General features: G+C 59.9%; 12 protein-coding genes and 1 pseudogene. All 13 read right to left on the bottom strand.

Going from position 1 to position 16046, the window contains the following annotated elements:
* Positions 1-9: 9 nt before the first annotated feature.
* The 13 genes and pseudogenes from O9H32_RS12825 to O9H32_RS12880 all read right to left on the bottom strand — a co-directional run bounded on the left by O9H32_RS12825 (position 10) and on the right by O9H32_RS12880 (position 16004).
* A complete protein-coding gene (locus O9H32_RS12825) occupies positions 10-561 on the bottom strand; it encodes a hypothetical protein (RefSeq protein ID WP_269866490.1) in 552 nt (183 codons plus the stop codon).
* 140 nt (positions 562-701) lie between these two features.
* Positions 702-986 carry a DUF4183 domain-containing protein gene (locus O9H32_RS12830; protein ID WP_269866491.1) on the bottom strand — a complete coding sequence of 95 codons (285 nt, stop codon included), beginning with the start codon at positions 984-986 and terminating at the stop codon, positions 702-704.
* An 85-nt stretch (positions 987-1071) separates the two neighbouring features.
* Positions 1072-1488 (bottom strand): DUF4183 domain-containing protein, encoded by a 417-nt coding sequence (locus tag O9H32_RS32890; RefSeq protein WP_406627306.1) that lies wholly within the window; start codon positions 1486-1488, stop codon positions 1072-1074.
* 98 nt (positions 1489-1586) lie between these two features.
* The gene (locus O9H32_RS12835) at positions 1587-1727 is read right to left on the bottom strand and encodes a hypothetical protein (RefSeq protein WP_269866492.1); all 141 of its coding nucleotides are present in this window, start codon (positions 1725-1727) and stop codon (positions 1587-1589) included.
* Positions 1728-2147: 420 nt separating this feature from the next.
* Positions 2148-2762 (bottom strand): annotated as a pseudogene (locus O9H32_RS12840) (group II intron maturase-specific domain-containing protein); the annotation flags it as partial.
* A 305-nt stretch (positions 2763-3067) separates the two neighbouring features.
* Entirely contained in the window at positions 3068-4783 is a 1716-nt protein-coding gene (cysI, locus tag O9H32_RS12845) for an assimilatory sulfite reductase (NADPH) hemoprotein subunit (protein WP_269866494.1), read from the bottom strand.
* Between the two features lie 39 nt (positions 4784-4822).
* A complete protein-coding gene (locus O9H32_RS12850) occupies positions 4823-6646 on the bottom strand; it encodes an assimilatory sulfite reductase (NADPH) flavoprotein subunit (RefSeq protein ID WP_269866495.1) in 1824 nt (607 codons plus the stop codon).
* A gap of 434 nt (positions 6647-7080) precedes the next feature.
* A complete protein-coding gene (locus tag O9H32_RS12855) occupies positions 7081-8724 on the bottom strand; it encodes a hypothetical protein (RefSeq protein ID WP_269866496.1) in 1644 nt (547 codons plus the stop codon).
* 54 nt (positions 8725-8778) lie between these two features.
* Positions 8779-9411 carry a peptide-methionine (S)-S-oxide reductase MsrA gene (locus O9H32_RS12860; RefSeq protein WP_269866497.1) on the bottom strand — a complete coding sequence of 211 codons (633 nt, stop codon included), beginning with the start codon at positions 9409-9411 and terminating at the stop codon, positions 8779-8781.
* Positions 9412-9514: 103 nt separating this feature from the next.
* On the bottom strand, positions 9515-10732 hold the full coding sequence (locus O9H32_RS12865; protein ID WP_269866498.1) for a VWA domain-containing protein: 1218 nt from the start codon (positions 10730-10732) through the stop codon (positions 9515-9517).
* Positions 10733-13114: a DUF5682 family protein gene (locus O9H32_RS12870; protein ID WP_269866623.1), complete on the bottom strand. Its 2382-nt coding sequence runs from the start codon at positions 13112-13114 to the stop codon at positions 10733-10735. It lies immediately after the preceding gene.
* On the bottom strand, positions 13111-14202 hold the full coding sequence (locus O9H32_RS12875; RefSeq protein WP_269866499.1) for an ATP-binding protein: 1092 nt from the start codon (positions 14200-14202) through the stop codon (positions 13111-13113). Before O9H32_RS12875 ends, O9H32_RS12870 begins: the two co-directional genes overlap by 4 nt.
* Complete coding sequence (locus O9H32_RS12880; protein WP_269866500.1) at positions 14199-16004, bottom strand: hypothetical protein; 1806 nt, start codon at positions 16002-16004, stop codon at positions 14199-14201. Before O9H32_RS12880 ends, O9H32_RS12875 begins: the two co-directional genes overlap by 4 nt.
* Between the last annotated feature and the right edge of the window lie 42 nt (positions 16005-16046).

The raw sequence follows: 16046 nt of genomic DNA on the forward strand, positions 1-16046 counted from the left end.
TCGCGCAAGTTATTTGGCTTTCTCTCCTTTGCTCCGGCGCATCGGCGGCACTGCCAGGGCACCGTGTTCCCCAAGGAAGCGCCGGCCCTCCGGATGCCGGCCCCCGGCTCCCCAGATGCCTTCCTGCCACATTTGGTACGCATAGAGGAGTAGGGCGAAGCCAGTCATAATGATCACGCTGCCGATTGGCGGCATGATCCCTTGGGGAGCCGTCACCCCGAGAATCTTCCATAAGGTACGGAATCCGTAGGCATAGATAAGATCCGTGCCGAGATTAACCAGCATATAGACCCAGAATTTCCGGAACGTATAATGAAAAATCCAAAGCGTTCCGACCAAGAATACACCGTAAACCGTATGGATCTGGGCTACTTTATCCCAGGCAAACAAGGTGATTTTGTACTGCCACCAGTTATAGGTCCAAGCGATTTGGTATGCGATGGTATTCAACACAGTGGCGAATAAGGCAACGGGCATATATCTTCGTATGGCCGAACGATCCATCAAGAATACGCTTAGCCAGGGGAGGATGAAGAACGCCCAGAGAATCACTTTTACCATGGAGCCCATCCCTCTTCCTATCGTTTCCAGCGATAAGATTAGCTATGTCCCAAAATGAGGCTGCACATGCACACTCATAAAGACTGCCGGCAATCTCTTCCAAAGAATCGCCGGCAGCTCCAATCGTTCGTTACGTGGATCTAGGTGACAATAAACTCAATGACAATCGGCGTGCCTCCATCCAGTACATCTCCACCTGGGATCGTGATCGTCGTAGTGGTAACTGTTGAAGTATCGGCCGTCTGCAGCATGGCGTTAATATAAAGATTGTAATACGCCGGGGCAGCAGGGAACGCTGTAGCGGCTACGCCAGTGTCCGCTGTGAACGCTGTAGCGGCAATAGCAAACGTTGCACCCGTACCTGTCCCCGCTCCAATCGTGGATGTGAACCTGCGGCCGGCAATAAACGGTTTTGTTATTGGCATTTGTAATCACCCCTCTTTCTACTGCTATTAGATGTGCAATAACAGTAGAATGGAAGGGCGGACTATGATATCTATCGACCCATTTTTAGTATATTTTTACATTAAGTTGGATCGTCTCCAAAGCAATAGGTGTGCCTGAATAAAGCGTGCCGCCAAGCGCGTGTAACGTCAATCCATGGGGTACTGCGCTATAGATGTTCCCTCTTTGCAATATTCCGTTGATGAACAGGTTATGAAAACAATTGATTCCGAGTCCCGAAAAAACGGAGCTGCTCACTCCCGCATCGTCTACAAACTGGTCTGCCGCTATGATGACGGGAGACGTCAATACCAGATCCGTGGTCAGCGTGTAGACATATCGGTTAACCTCCGGGATGACGATAACGTTGGACAATTCTCCCGGCGGGCCCTGAGGGCCTGGTGGACCTATGGGACCTGGCATACCTATAGGACCTTGTGGACCTATGAGTCCTTGGATTCCTGCCGGCCCTTGTAGACCCATGGGACCTTGGATTCCTGGTACTCCTGGTTTCCCCTGTGGTCCCTGAGCACCTTCCGTTCCCCGCAGTCCCTGTTGGCCGGCAGATCCTTGTTCACCCTTTACACCTGAATGTCCCGGTATTCCTTGAAGACCCTGCAGTCCACGGGGACTTGATATTCCTTGCGTCCCCTTGCGACCGGCAGGCCCTTTTCTCCTTTGTACAGGAACACAAACAAGACATACGGTTTTGTTTCGCCCACCCAGCTTTCTGGTAACCTTATGCTTATTACGATTCCGTTTCGTTTTGAGCGCACATCTGTTTCGGATCAGCGTCCCTTTTTTTCTTTTTGCGAGGCGACATGTGTACCGTCTTCTTTTACGGACTTTGCATTCCTTCAAGGAATTCACCTCCATCACTCCAACGCTCTGCACATTGGACGTGTACAATTCCCCATCCCTATCCTATGCCTATCTTATGTCATCGCCTCCGATAAAGTTTGGTCAAGTAACCAGTGGGGTGTAGACCCCCATCTATCTTTCCGAAATCTGGCCATCCGGCTGGTCTGATCCCTGCTTCCCCCTTCTCCCCCAAGGGTTTCCGATCGAGTAGGAGGGGGCGCCTAGCCCCCGTCCTCTCACACCACCGTACATGCGGGTCCGCATACGGCGGTTCCAAAAGGTTAACGAAGTTCCAGATATCGAGAAAGCAAACTCTTCAGCCCTTTCGCTTCCCAGTAGGAAGCCCTAAGGGCATTGTTTGTGTTTCGAGACATTTCCCATGCTCCCCGTCTTGAGTTTGCCATCACAAGGCAAGCCCAGTTCGGCACGCCAAGTGCCCGAAGTTCGCGGATTCGGGTGCGCACCCGTTTCCACTGTTTCCATAGGCACATGCGGAGCCTTCGGCGAATCCACTGGTCGAATTTCTCACAGTGTTTCTTCGCCGAAGCTAGTCGGAAGTAACCGACCCATCCCATCATGTAGCGGTTCAGCTTGCTAATACGCTCATCCATCGGGGTCGAGCGTGTCCGCTTCGTTAGCTCGCGGACCTTCTCCTTAAATCGGGAGATCGTCTTCGGTGCTAGTCGAATCGTCGCTTTCTTGTCGCTCAGGAAGCTAAAGCCAAGCAGCTTGCGGTTCCATGGCCGGTCCACCGCGCTTTTGTCTCGATTCACTTTCAGTTTCAGCTTTCCTTCCACGAAGTCTGTCACCGACTTCATGACGCATTCTCCTGCACGCTTGCTTGCCACGAAGATGTTGCAATCGTCCGCGTAGCGGACGAATCGCAGGCCTCCCCAGATAAGAACGTCATCTTTCTGCCCGCAACCACTGGAGTCTACAGGAGTAGCCCTTGGCGACTTAGGATTTTGTCATGTGTGGGTGACTCATCCGGCTAGCCCTGCCTCAAATCCAGTTCGTGTACCTTGGCTCGTGCATTTGCCTCCAGCTTCCTTCAGATTCCACCTCACGGTGGACACCCTTGCTCTTGGCTAACGGTAGGCGTTCGCCAGCCCCCGTTCGGGACTTTCACCCTAGAGATGACGCCCATGCTGGGCGTACTACAAACAAAAAACCCCACCATATCGGTGGGTTTTTGTTTGGCTTATGCGTGGAAATCTTGGCCGGAACGCACTTCTTTGACATACCCGGCACGGATCACGAAGTCGCCAAAGTGCTCGCCTTCGCGGCGTTCTTTCGCATATTGGGTGAACATAGGCTGAAGCGATTCCAGGATCTCCGCTTCGCCGATGTTCTCCTTATAGAGCTTGTTGAGCCGTTCGCCGGCAAAGCCGCCGCCCAAATACATGTTGTATTTGCCCGGCGCCTTGCCGATGAACGAGATCTCGGCCAGCATCGGACGGGCGCACCCGTTCGGGCAGCCGGTCATCCGGATGACGATTTCCTCGTCGCGCAGTCCGGCTTCTTCGAGCATCGGTTCGAGTTTATCCATCAATGCCGGAAGATAGCGCTCAGACTCGGCCATTGCCAGACCGCACGTCGGCAGGGCCACACAGGCCATGGAATTGCGGCGCAGAGCGGAGTAATGAATACCGTCCGTGAGCCCGTGCTCGCTGATCAGCTCTTCGATCTTCTTCTTTTTCTGGGAACTGATGTTGCCGATGATCAGGTTCTGGTTCGCGGTGAGGCGGAAGTCGCCGTTGTGGATCTTCGCGATCTCCCGCAGCCCTGTCATCAGGCGGTATCCCTCTTCGTCCTTCACACGGCCGTTCTGGATGAAGAGCGTGAAGTGCCATTTGCCGTTGCTTCCTTTCACCCAGCCGTAACGGTCCCCGTTATGGTCGAAGTGGAAAGGACGCGCAGCCTCCAGGCTCCAGCCCAGACGGGAGTGAAGCTCGTTGATGAACCATTCGATGCCGCGGTCGTCGATCGTATACTTGAACCGTGCGTGCTTACGGACCGAGCGGTCGCCGTAATCCCGCTGGATCATCACGGTCTTCTCCGCTACTTCGATGGTCTGCTCCGGCGTGCAGAAGCCGATGACCTGGCCCACTTGCGGGTAGGTGCTCGGATCGCCGTGCGACATGCCCATGCCGCCGCCTACCGTAATATTGAAGCCCTTGAGCTGATCATTCTCGACAATCGCGATGAACCCGAGATCCTGCGAGAAGACGTCCACGTCGTTGGAAGGCGGAACAGCGATGCCGATCTTGAATTTGCGCGGCAGATAGACATGGCCGTAGATCGGCTCCTGTTCTCCCTGGCTGTCGAGCACTTTCTCGCCGTCGAGCCAGATCTCATGGTAAGCCTTCGTCTGCGGATCGAGGTGATCGCTGATCCGGCTGGCCCAACCGTAGACCTCCGAATGGACTTCGGACTGGTACGGATTCGGATTACACATGACGTTGCGGTTGACGTCGCCACAGGCGGCGAGGGTGCTCAGCAGCGCATCGTTGACTTCCTTGATCGTCTGCTTCATGTTCCACTTGAGCACGCCATGCAGCTGGAAGGATTGGCGGGTCGTCAGACGGATCGTTCCGTTCGCGTACTGCTGGGCGATACGGTCCATCATCAGCCACTGCTCAGGGGTGACCACGCCGCCCGCTGCGCGTACGCGGAGCATGAATTGGTAAGCCGGTTCGAGCTTCTGCTTCTGGCGTTCGTTACGCAGATCTCTGTCGTCCTGCATATAGCTGCCGTGGAACTTCATCAGCCGGTTATCGTCCTCGGGAATGGAACCCGTGATCCGGTCCTGGAGCGTCTCTTCGAGACTGCCCCGCAAGTAATTACTTCTGCGTTTGATTTCTTCTACATCGCTATGCGGCGCACTGTTCGGCGACAGCAAATTGTTCTCTGACATGTTGAAGGTTTCTCCTCTCGCGATCTTCGGGATCCGGTCTTAATATACATCCCGCTGATAACGTTTTTGCTGTTGCATACGGGTCAAATATTCAGCTGCTTCTTCCGGGCTGAAGCCCCCTTCTTGCTGAAGGATCGCAGCCAGAGCCGCATGGACGTCATGGGCCATCTTCTTCTCGTCGCCGCAGACGTAGACGCATGCGCCTTCCTGCAGCCACTGGTACAGCTCGCGGCTGTTCTCCAGCATCCGGTGCTGTACATATACCTTCTGGTCGGTATCGCGGGAGAAAGCGACGTCCATGCGTGTCAGTACGCCATCTTTCAGCCAGCGCTGCCACTCCACTTGGTACAGGAAGTCCGTCGAGAAGTGCTGGTCGCCGTAGAACAGCCAGTTCTTGCCTTCGGCTCCGGTCTCTTCGCGCTCTCCGAGGAAAGCACGGAACGGAGCGACACCGGTGCCAGGACCGATCATGATAACAGGCGTATCCCCGCTCTCAGGGAGCTTGAAGTTCGGGTTATGCTGGATATAGACCGGAAGCGACGAACCCGGCTGTACCCGCTCGGACAAGTGAACCGAGCATACGCCGTAACGCTCGCGGCCCTGTGCTTCGTAGCGGACCGTACGGACCGTCACATGCACTTCATCCTGGAAAGCCTTCGGGCTGCTCGAGATCGAATACAGGCGCGCAGGCATCTTCCGCAGGATCGATACGAACTCAGCCGCGGGCGTTCCCTGAAGCGAGTAATCCTGCACGAGATCCAGCAGATCCCGTCCGCTGGTATACGAGCGGAGCTCCGCTTCGCGGCCTGCTTCGAGCAGCTGGAGCAGCCCCGTATTCGAGGTCAGCTTCGCGGCCTGTTCCAGCAGAGGCTTGGTCAGCACCGTAATCTCGTAGTGGCGGAGCAATGCTTCGCGCAGGGCGAGCTTCTCGGACTGCTTCGGCACGGATACGAGCTCCTCCGCATTCCAGCCCATGGCCGCGATCAGTTCGTCCACCAGACGGGGGTGGTTCTCCGGATAGACGCCGAGACTGTCGCCGGCTTCATACTGCAGGTTCGATCCTTCGAGAGAGATCTCGATATGACGCGTCTCACGGTCCGATCCGCGGCCGTTGAGATTCAAATTCTCGAGCACTTCGGCCACGAAAGGATTCGATCTCGAGTACTCGGATTCCGCCCCGGACAGTGCTGCCGTACCCGCTGCAGCTGCCGCGGCAGGAGCGCCGGATGCTTCGCTGAGTGAAGCCAGAACGCGGTTCAGCCACTCGGCGGCAGGCTCGTCGAAATCGACGTCGCAGTCGACGCGCGGGGTAAGCTTCTTCGCTCCGAGCTCTTCCAGACGGTTGTCGAAGTCCTTGCCCGTCTGGCAGAAATATTCGTAGGACGTATCGCCGAGCGCAAGCACCGAATACTTCAGGGAATCGAGCTGCGGGGCTCTTTTGCTATGAAGAAACTCGTAGAAGGCGATCGCGTTGTCCGGCGGCTCCCCTTCTCCGTGTGTGCTTACCAGGATGAGCAGGTTCTGAACCTTCTTCAAGCTGTTCGGTTTGAAGTCGCTCATGGAGGAGAGGGTAACGGTAAAGCCCTGCTCTTCCAGCTTCTTGGACGCTTTCTTCGCCAGGGATTGGCTGTTGCCTGTCTGCGAGCCGAAGAGCACGGTGATCTCCTTCGACACGGCCGGAGCTGCTGCAGGCACAACCGCCGATGCTGCTGCGCCAGGGGCGGCGGACACGGCCGCACCGCTGCGCGCCATGAGATATCCGCTGAGCCATACGCGCTGTGTTTCCGTTAATGCGGGCAGAACGCGGTTCAGCGACTCCACCTGCTCCTGACTGAAAGGACTGTTCGTTACTTGAAGTTCCAACAATATACACCTCGCATAGCATGCAATGATATGAATTCCCAGCATACTGATCTATTTTTACTCTCTTGAACCTAACACAGCCGGCGGCAACGGTCAATTTCAATCATCTTATAATACTTATCAATCTTTCTGATAAATACGGCGTTTTCACCGAAATAACCCAAAATACAGGCCGATATGTTAAATTAGTCCTCTTTTTCGCGTTTTTTCTTCCTATTTCTGCCTTGAAATTTGACGAATGCTGTAGCCGCAGCCAGTGAAAATCTCAGTATATCGGTCAGAGGCAATCATAACCTGACGTTATATCAACGTTCAATACCTGCAAAAAAGGCGGTATGGACCGGAATGTCCTACGACACAACCGGCTATACCGCCCGTTCTCCCCCTCTATCGATCCTCACACGACGACCGTGACGGTTTGCTCCACCCATCCGCTACTTCACCCGGGTGTAGAAGCAAGCCACATCCATTCTTCCGCTGAACTTCGGATTTTCGTACTTGCTCTGGATGAGGATCCGGTACTCCCCCTTCTCCCCGAGCTTCAGCTTGGTCTCAAAACGGCTGCCTTCAAACGCCGCCTTGTTCCTCGACTGCTCCGCATAAGTCCCCTCGCCGGTCCGTTTCTCGATGACGAATTCCAGATCGTCGCCGAATTTCTTCTCGGCATAACCGCGGATCTCGACTTGGTCCCCATCCGCATCGACCCATGCGCCCTGCGGCGATTCTACGACAATCTCACTGAACTGGCCTTGACCTCTCAGAGACGAGGGATCGTATACGGGCTTCAGGCGGTCCATGGTCAGCTCCGCATCGAAGGCTTGGTGATACAGCACCCGGCCGCCGGCCGTCACGCCCACTGACATATGATTGATGCCGAAGTCGGTATGCAGCGACGTCTCCATGACGTATTTGTGCATTCCGTTCTCGCGTTCATCCGTGCCCGCGCCGGAGAATCCCTGATTCGACTGCGGATTTCCGTTGACTGTATTGTTCGCGTAGAAAGTGCCGAGCTCCCCTTGGTCCGTGAAGAAGGCGGCGATCCGTACAGGGTACCAGCGGTTGTCCAAGCGCTCCTTGAACCCATACACTTCGGTGCTGTAGCGGGCATAAGTGATCGCGAGCGTACGGGCTTCAGGATCCCAGCTGGAGCTGTAACCGAACAGGGATTTGAGGGACTGCTCTCCGATGTACAACCGGCCGCCGCGTACGACAGCCGCCTCTTCAAGCTGCTGCGGGGGGGCCACGGATGTGCCGAACCAGAAGCGTTCCGACATCTTCGCTGCCCTGTGGACCTTGAAACTGTATCCGCCTTGGGCAAAGGAGTAAGCATCCTCAGCCGGATGGGATGCGGCCGTATACCCGAAGGCTTCGGCCAGGAACGATACCGAGAGCAGCGGCTGGCCGCCGATGATAAGTCCGACTTCTTTATCCTTGTAAGTAATCGTCTTCTCCCCGAATACTATTCCATCGAGGCTCACCTGTCCTGTCTGGCGGATGATAACGGGTTCAGCGGGGCGGTACGGAGCTGTGTCTCCCCCGCTGGCTGCAGGGGTGAAGGAAACCTTCCTCTGGGCTGCTTCCCACTTCACCTCGCCTGCATCTTGAAGTCCGCTGAGCAGCACGGCCGTCCGGCCGCCGATATTGAATGACGGAATTTCCCGGTCCCCGTAGAAGGTGCGGATATCCGTGTGGAGCACATCGCCAAGCTTCGTGCCGACAGGCTCGGAAGATAGGGGCGCCGCAGGCAGAGGATCGACCGGCTTGCCCGGCCGGTACTGGACCGTCACCTTGTGCTCGTCCGGATTCCAGGATACATCGAACCCGTAATGGCGCAAATCTTCAACCACGATTGCCGTACTGCCGCTGATATTCATCGACGGAATCGCCTTCCCGTTCACGTAGGCCGCAATGTCGGTGGAGAGCACCTGGTCGATGACATCGCCTACCCAGTGCTGCCGGTCTGCCGCCTTAGCGGCCGGGACCAGCAGTCCGCCGCCCATCAGCAGAAGGACTATCGCCGCACCCGCTGCGGCCAAGGGCAGCCGCCGTTCTTTCCGCCTTTTCCATGACGGTTTCATCTGTCTCACTCCTGACTAGGGCATGCTTGCTGAAGCCGGGTCTGCCGCAGGAGACTACCAGCGGATCTGCCGCACCAGCCCCTGCAGCCGTACCCGTTCTTCTTGGCCGAGCGGCCAAGTTCCGATCTCCGCAAGGATCTGCGCCAGATTCGCATATCCCTTCGCCAAGCCGTTCAGCCGGGCCGTCAATGTCGCGTCGGTGAATTCCGCGGGAGTTGGATAAAGACGGCCAAGCTGCTCGACCGCATGGGGATACCGTTTCAAATAATACTTCTGGTGGCGCTCTTCGGCCGGATAGAAGGCGCGGAAGGGAGCGATCTCCGTAGCAGGTTCCCCCCGTCCCTCTGACACGCGTCTGTGCACCGCGTCCCGGATCGCAGCGTGCTGCGTGTCATCCCGGTACAACAGCAGGGATCTGTACTGCCGTCCTTTATAGTCGTTGATATTCTCCGGGCGATGATGCTGCCAGAATACTTCCAGGATGTCTTCCAATGCCATGAGATCCGGGTCAAAATCGATCTCGACCGTCTCCGAATGGTCTCCCATCGCCCGATAGACCGGATCCGATGTCGTGCCGCCCGCATAGCCGGTCCTCGTCCGGATCACGCCCGGAAGATGTCCGAAGAGCGCGTCGGGGCTCCAAAAACAGCCCATGCCGAGGGTGAGCGTCTGTACGCTGCCCGTCATTGGTTCTCCCCCTTGCTTTTAACGAAAATGTTCCCGGAGGCAGTTCTCCAACAGAGAACCTGCCGCCCGGGAATCCATGGATGCGGCAGGCTCGCCGCCAAGCTTACGGAGTGCCGCCTCCCGCACCGACCGCAGCAGCCAACGTCTGCAGGTCCTTCCCCTGCAGCGCCCCTTCCACCAGCTCCGCCAAGCGGTCCGGCGTACAGCCGAAGCAAGGGATGCCGAAGGAAGCCAGCTTCTGGGCTACGCCGGCATCGTAAGAGGGCACGCCGTCGTCCGACAGCGCGAGCAGGCAGAGCACCTTGACCCCGGCTGCCCGCATCTCGCCCATCCGCCGGATCAGCGCCGCCTGATTGCCGCCCTCGTACAGATCGGAGATCAGCAGAAACAGCGTTTTGTTCGGATCGGTAATGAACTGCTCGCAGTAAGCGACCGACTTGTTGATGTCCGTCCCCCCGCCGAGCTGGATGCCGAACAGCATGTCTACGGGATCGCTTGCGCACTGCTCGCTGAGGTCCACGACCTCCGTATCGAATACAACGACCCGCGTGTCGAGCGAGGGGAGCGAAGCGAAGATCGAGCCGATCACGGAGGCATAAATGACGGAGTCCGCCATCGAGCCGCTCTGGTCGATATCCAGGATGACGGTCCATTCCTTGCTTCGCCTCGCCCGGTCGAAGTAGTAGAACCGCTCCGGAATGAGCTTCTTGCTTTCGAGGTCGTAATGCTTCAGGTTGCTGCGGATCGTCTTCTTCCAGTCTATGCCGCTTAAGGAAGGCAGCGGCGAGTGCTGCCTGCGGTTCAGCGCCCCCGTCACCGAGCGTCGGAGCTCGTTCTCCAGCTTCCTCGCGATGTCATCCACCACCGCTTGGACGAGCTGGCGCGCCGTATCCTTCGTCTTCTCGGGGATGCTTCCTTTGAGAGCCATCAGCGTGGCCACCATCCGGATATCGGGCTTCACCTGCGAGAGCAGCTCCGGCTCGAACAGGAGCTGCTTGAGTCCCTTGCGCTCCATGGCATCGGTCTGGATCACCGACACCACGTCGCTCGGGAAGAAGCTGCGGATATCGGCCAGCCAGCGGGCGAGCCGCGGAGCGGAAGGCCCCGAACCGGCCGAACGCCGGCGGCCGTCTGCATGCTCTTCGTCCCCGCCGAAGCTGCCGGATGTGCCGTCGTAGATGGCCGCCAGCGCCTCGTCCATGAGCCGCTGCTCGCTGTCCAGCAGCTCGGCTCCGGCCCCGAGTCCGCTGAGACGCTCCTCTGCCGCCTCGCCGAGAATGAGCCTCCAGCGGCTCAGCTGTTCACTGCGTTCGGCCGTCATTTACAGATCACCAAAGTCAAAATCGTTAAGTTCATCGATCTTCCCTCTCTCCTCTTCCGTCAGCGGCTCCTGCAGCGCCTCTGGGGCCTCGCCGCCCTCCGTACCCCACAGCATGCCGAGCAGCTCGGCGGCCGCAGCCTTCTCGCTGCGCTCGAAAGACCCGAAGGCCCGTCTCAAGAAAACAAGCGACCGGCGGAAAGGTTCGGGCTCAAGCGAAGCGATGTATTCGTCGAGCTGCTGCCATAGATCGGTGCGCGACAGCAGCGCATACCGGTTGCGCATCGACAGCCCTTCGAACCAGCCCGCGCCGAGATCCGCAGGGATCCCCGGAGACAGACGGCGCGAGACTTCCCGCGAGCACTGCTCCGCGGTAACGAGACTCCGCTCGAGCAGGATGCCGAACGCGAATCCCGAGAGCTTCGCGTTGCGGTCATCCCGCGAGGCGAGCTCCTGCAGCTTGGCCGTCCACTGCCCGTCGTCGACGAGCCCATGGTGATCCTGCGAGATGCGGTGCATCGCGTTCATCGCGTTCAGGATGCCGCCGGACGCCTCCTCGCTGCAGAGCGCCGCGTCGTTCAGCAGCAGTGTGCCGCGCAGGAACAGCTGCGAGAGCAAGGGCTCAAGCGTCCCGGTGCGCACCCGGCGCAGATCCCCGTAGCCGATGATGACGGACAGCTTGGCAGCGGCCGCCGCCACGGGAGCGAAGCTGCCCGCATCCGCCGCCAGCCCCTGCAGCGTGACCCGCCCAGCCTCCATCGCTTCGGGCAGGCCGCATTCGCAGGCGGCCTGGATCAGCTCCGACGCTTCGGCCAGGTCCGTGCAGCCCTGGAGCCGCTCCGCCAGCTCGAAGGCGCAGGCCAGCTCGACCGTCTCGCCCTTCAGCGTGGCTTCCACCGCCCGGATCTCTGCCTCGGGCGTCCACTGGAGCACCCAATGTTCCGCCCAGGTTGCGGCATTTTGGCGCACCCGCTGCTTCTGCGCAAACGGAATCTCGAGCAGGCGCAGCCGGTGCAGGAACGTCGAACGGTGCAGATCCAGGTAGGCGGCTTCCTCCGTCTTGACCCGGCGGTTCTCCCGCAGGTCGAGCTCCAGATCCGCGGCTACGGCACTCTTGTACTTCTCTAGCTTGAGCCGCTTCAAGTGGCGGTTCATATCGTCTTGAACCGGCGTCTGCGAGACGCCTTCCGGGAGCTCGCCGATCCGGGTGCCGATATCGGCATGAGCCAGCGCTTCGGCCACAGGAGCCAGCTCGCCGTAGCCGAAGCTGACTACGGCAGCATCCCGCAGCTCGCTCCAGGTCGGCTGGGCGGCCCCCCGCAGCGACGCCAGAGCCTCCGCCAGCCGGACCGCTTCGATGACGGCAGCCGTGGAGCGGTACGTCCCCGCCTCCCGCAGTCTTCCCGCGACGCCGGCCAGGTACAGGGCCGGCAGTCCGCGCAGGTCTTCCCGCTGGAGCTGCTGCCACATCTGTTCGAAATAAGCGGGAGCGGGGTTACCGGCTCCGTAGCCCGAATGCGACGAGAGCTTATAGTAGGAGTAAGGCATCAGGGTCAGCTTCGTCCGCGTATGCGGCAGCAGGGCATCCTCCTCCCCGGACAGGGGAGGAAGCTCCGGCGTCAGTCCCGTCACGTGATAGGCTCCCGTCACGACGACGATCCGCTCCGGCGGGATGCCGTCGTCAATCACACGCCGGATGCGGCTGCGCATATAGGCTTCCCGCAGCGTGTTGACGGAAGCTTCATGAGGATCGGCCTCCCGCTCTTCCTCCTGCAGCAGCCCCCGCATCTCCGACGAGAAGCGGGCAACCGCCACGCGGTATCCTTCCCTGCCGCTCTGATGCTCGAAGTGACGCTCCCAGTAGCTCTCGTAATCCGGCTCTCCCGCCAGCTCCGCCACCCGCTGGTACAGCGTCTGTCCACGCCGGTGGAACATCCGGCGCTTTCCTTCCGGCGCCTCCCCAAACTCCTCCGACTCTCCGCCGCCGGCCTCTTCCCCGGGTTCATCCGCGTACGGGCCGGGTCTCATGGCATACAAGGGGACGGATGCCGTCGTGGGCAGGTCGATGAATTCGGCCCGGGCGTCATGCTCGGCCGCCCACAAGAGCGCCTGATATTCCGGCGAATACGAGGCGAAGGGGAAGAGCAGCGTGCGCACCGGCACCTGATCCGTATAGGCCAGGATAGCGACCGGCGGCTTCACCCCGGGCCGCAGGAGGTCCGGGATGAGGCCGGTGGCATCGGCGGGGCCTTCCACCAGAACGGCGAGCGGCTTCACTTCGTCCAGCAGCCGGCGCAGATGGGAAGCGCCCGCCGGGGACAGATGGCGGATCCCGAACACATGAATCTGGCCTTCCCGGGATCCCGTCTTCGGAACCGGACTCATCCGTTCATCTCCCGGCATGCGCTGTAGAGGCTCCGCCATTCCGAGCCGCGCTTCTTCATGACGTTCTCGAGATACTCTTTCCATACGCCGCTGTCCTTGTCCTCATCCTTGACGATGGCGCCCTGCAGCCCTGCGGCCAGATCCTCCGCCTGGATCGTTCCGCTGCCGAAGGAAGCGGCGAGCGCCATCCCGCCGGTCAGCAGGGAGATCGCCTCTGCCGTCGAGAGCACGCCGCTCGGCGCCTTCACCTTCTCCTTGCTGTCGAGCGTAGCCCCGCTGCGCAGCTCGCGGAAGATCGTCACGACTTTGCGTACGGCTTCCTCTTCGGGGAGAGCTGCCTTCAGCTCGTAATTCGCGGCAATCTCGCCGACCCGCTTGCGGACGATCGCGACTTCCGTCTCGAGATCCGCCGGGGATGGAAGCACGATAATGTTGAACCGCCGCTTCAGTGCGGCGGACATGTCGTTGACCCCGCGGTCGCGCGTGTTGGCCGTGGCGATGATCGAGAAGCCCCGCTCGGCCGGCAGTTCACGGGCCAGCTGCGGGATCGAGATCGTCTTCTCCGAGAGGATGGAGATCAGCGCATCCTGCACCTCGGACGCGCAGCGGGAGATCTCCTCGAAGCGGGCAATCCCGCCGCCTTCCATCGCCCGGTAGATCGGGCTCTTGATCAGGGCGCTGTCCGACGGGCCGCCGGCGAGCAGCATAGCATAGTTCCACGAGTAGCGGATCTGCTCTTCGCTCGTGCCCGCCGTTCCTTGGATAACCTTGGAAGAATCGCCGTGTATGGCTGCGGTCAAATTCTCGGACAGCCACGACTTGGCCGTGCCGGGCTCGCCGATGAGCAGCAGCGCGCGGTCAGTAAGCAGCGTGGCGATGGCGATCTCCACCAGCCGTTGATGCCCGATATACTTGGGCGTGATAACCGTGTTGCCGGCTTTGCCGCCGATAATATAGGTAAGAACGGCCCGCGGAGAGAGCTGCCAGCCTGCCGGTCTCGGATCCTTGTCCGCCGCTTTCAGCGCTTCCAGCTCTGCGGCATACAGCCGCTCCGCCGGCAGGCGCAGTACATTGTTCGTTTCACTCATAAGTTGATTTCCGCTCCTTTGTGGTCATCGGCTTGGAGGTCTTGTCCCTTGTTCTGCAGGGCTTGCGCGGCCTCTACCAGCGACCGCCGCACGCCTTCATTCGTGGCCAGCCCGGCCAGCCCTTCAATCCTTCCCGCATAACTTGCCGGAAGCTCCTGCACCAGCCTCAACAGATCATGCTCGATATACCACCAGGCGCTCGAACCGGCCCGCTGCTCCAGCCGCTGCTCCAGCACCCTTATCAGCGCTTCCGGCGCTTCCTCATGCCGCATACGCTTCAAAGTGCTCAGCAGCAGGGCAGGATAGTTCACCCGCTTGCCTTGGTCCGCCTGCAGCTTCGCCAGGATATAAGAAGTGACCTCCGGATCAGGGGCATCCGGGGCGAACCGGCACACGAGCTCCTCGTCGTCGTTGGCAATGAACAAGGGCAGCCAGCGGGGATCCCATGTGTAAGTGCCTGCAGCTTCCCCAGTCCGTATGGCGGGATCGTCCAGATGGGCGGAGTGCTGCCTGATCGTGTGGAGCAGCTGCATGCGCTTCGGGGAGCTGCCGTATTGCAGGTAAGGCGAGAACCGGTCATAGAGCTCGCCCGGCGACAGCGTCCGCAGCGCCGCCAGCACAGAGTACGAGAGATGCAGCCCGCTCCACTTGCGGTGCAGTCCTTCTACGAAGCCCAAGGTGGCGGGGCCGCCCTGCTCCAGCAGCGCCAGTGCCGCTTCCTCCTGGCTCTCTTCGGTCTCCTTCACCATAAAGCCCGGCGTATCCAGCAGCTTCTGCAAGAATTGCCGTACCTCTTCTCCCTGCTTGACACTCAAGCACGATATGGCGGCAGCCATCCGCTCCACGAGCGTCTCCTCCGGCTTGCTTTCCTCCCGGAACTGCCCGAGCAGCTCTTCGGCATAGGAGATAACCCTCGCCGTCAGCCCCGGCTCGGCGCACTTGCGGATCGGCTCGACCGCAAGCTCAGGGTCCTTGGCGGAGGTCAGCTCCTCAAGCAGCCGGTCCGCAGCCTGAACGGTGGCCAAGCGGGACAGAGCAAGCAGCGCCGCCTCCCGAAGATCCTTCCGGCGGCTCTGCGAGGCCTCCAGCACGACATCCTCCTGCTCCGGGTAGCCGCCGAGAATCGTGACCGCAGCGATGCGCAGCTCCGGCGCCCCTTCCGCCAAGGCCCTAAGATACAGGGACGGATCCGCTGCCCCCCGTATACCATGGATGCAGTGCAGCTTGCGCGCCTCGGCCCTGCCTCCCTCCAGGTCCAGACGCTGCAGCAGCAGCGGCTCCGCCCGTTCACCGATGGAAGGGATCACCTTGGTCTGTATGAAGTCGGCGATCTCCGTGTAGGTATCTCCGAGCGCGTCCACAGCCGGCAGATGGGTCCGGATATCCCCGAACATCCCTTCCTGATAGGCGCTCTGCACGACCTCGAGCCGGCCTGGCCCCCGCTCCGTCAGCGCGTCGATCAGCGGCTTCAGCTTGCGGTACGGCACGGGCGTCTCCCCGGTGGGGTGCTCCGCCGGTGTCTCGATCAGCTCGCCGGCTGCTTCCGTCCTTCCCTGCGTGTAGAGCACCGCATGCAGCAGGGTCCCGAGCTCCAACAGCCGGCCGGCGGCCTCTTCCGCGTCTGCGTCCAGCAGCGCCTGCACGCCCTCCGACAGCTTGGCGAATATGGGCGCGGAGCCTCCCAGCTTCTCCAGCTGCGCCTGCATGGCTCGCAGCCGCAGATCGCCCCGGGCCAGCCCGCTTCCCGCAATAAAGAGCCTGCGTACTTCCCCGTGCAGCTCTGACAGCACTTGTATACTCATGTTCCCGTCGACTCCTCTTCTTGGATGTAGGATGATGTAGGA

Source organism: Paenibacillus caseinilyticus, assembly GCF_027533645.1.
GTDB lineage: Bacteria > Bacillota > Bacilli > Paenibacillales > NBRC-103111 > Paenibacillus_G > Paenibacillus_G caseinilyticus.

What these genes read in the sequence shown, in the direction of transcription:
- O9H32_RS12825 (WP_269866490.1), bottom strand. Translation starts at nt 561, where the DNA reads ATGGTAAAAGTGATTCTCTGGGCGTTCTTCATCCTCCCCTGGCTAAGC.
- O9H32_RS12830 (WP_269866491.1), bottom strand. Translation starts at nt 986, where the DNA reads ATGCCAATAACAAAACCGTTTATTGCCGGCCGCAGGTTCACATCCACG.
- O9H32_RS32890 (WP_406627306.1), bottom strand. Translation starts at nt 1,488, where the DNA reads ATGGGTCTACAAGGGCCGGCAGGAATCCAAGGACTCATAGGTCCACAA.
- cysI (WP_269866494.1), bottom strand. Translation starts at nt 4,783, where the DNA reads ATGTCAGAGAACAATTTGCTGTCGCCGAACAGTGCGCCGCATAGCGAT.
- O9H32_RS12855 (WP_269866496.1), bottom strand. Translation starts at nt 8,724, where the DNA reads ATGAAACCGTCATGGAAAAGGCGGAAAGAACGGCGGCTGCCCTTGGCC.
- O9H32_RS12860 (WP_269866497.1), bottom strand. Translation starts at nt 9,411, where the DNA reads ATGACGGGCAGCGTACAGACGCTCACCCTCGGCATGGGCTGTTTTTGG.
- O9H32_RS12865 (WP_269866498.1), bottom strand. Translation starts at nt 10,732, where the DNA reads ATGACGGCCGAACGCAGTGAACAGCTGAGCCGCTGGAGGCTCATTCTC.
- O9H32_RS12870 (WP_269866623.1), bottom strand. Translation starts at nt 13,114, where the DNA reads ATGAGTCCGGTTCCGAAGACGGGATCCCGGGAAGGCCAGATTCATGTG.
- O9H32_RS12875 (WP_269866499.1), bottom strand. Translation starts at nt 14,202, where the DNA reads ATGAGTGAAACGAACAATGTACTGCGCCTGCCGGCGGAGCGGCTGTAT.
- O9H32_RS12880 (WP_269866500.1), bottom strand. Translation starts at nt 16,004, where the DNA reads ATGAGTATACAAGTGCTGTCAGAGCTGCACGGGGAAGTACGCAGGCTC.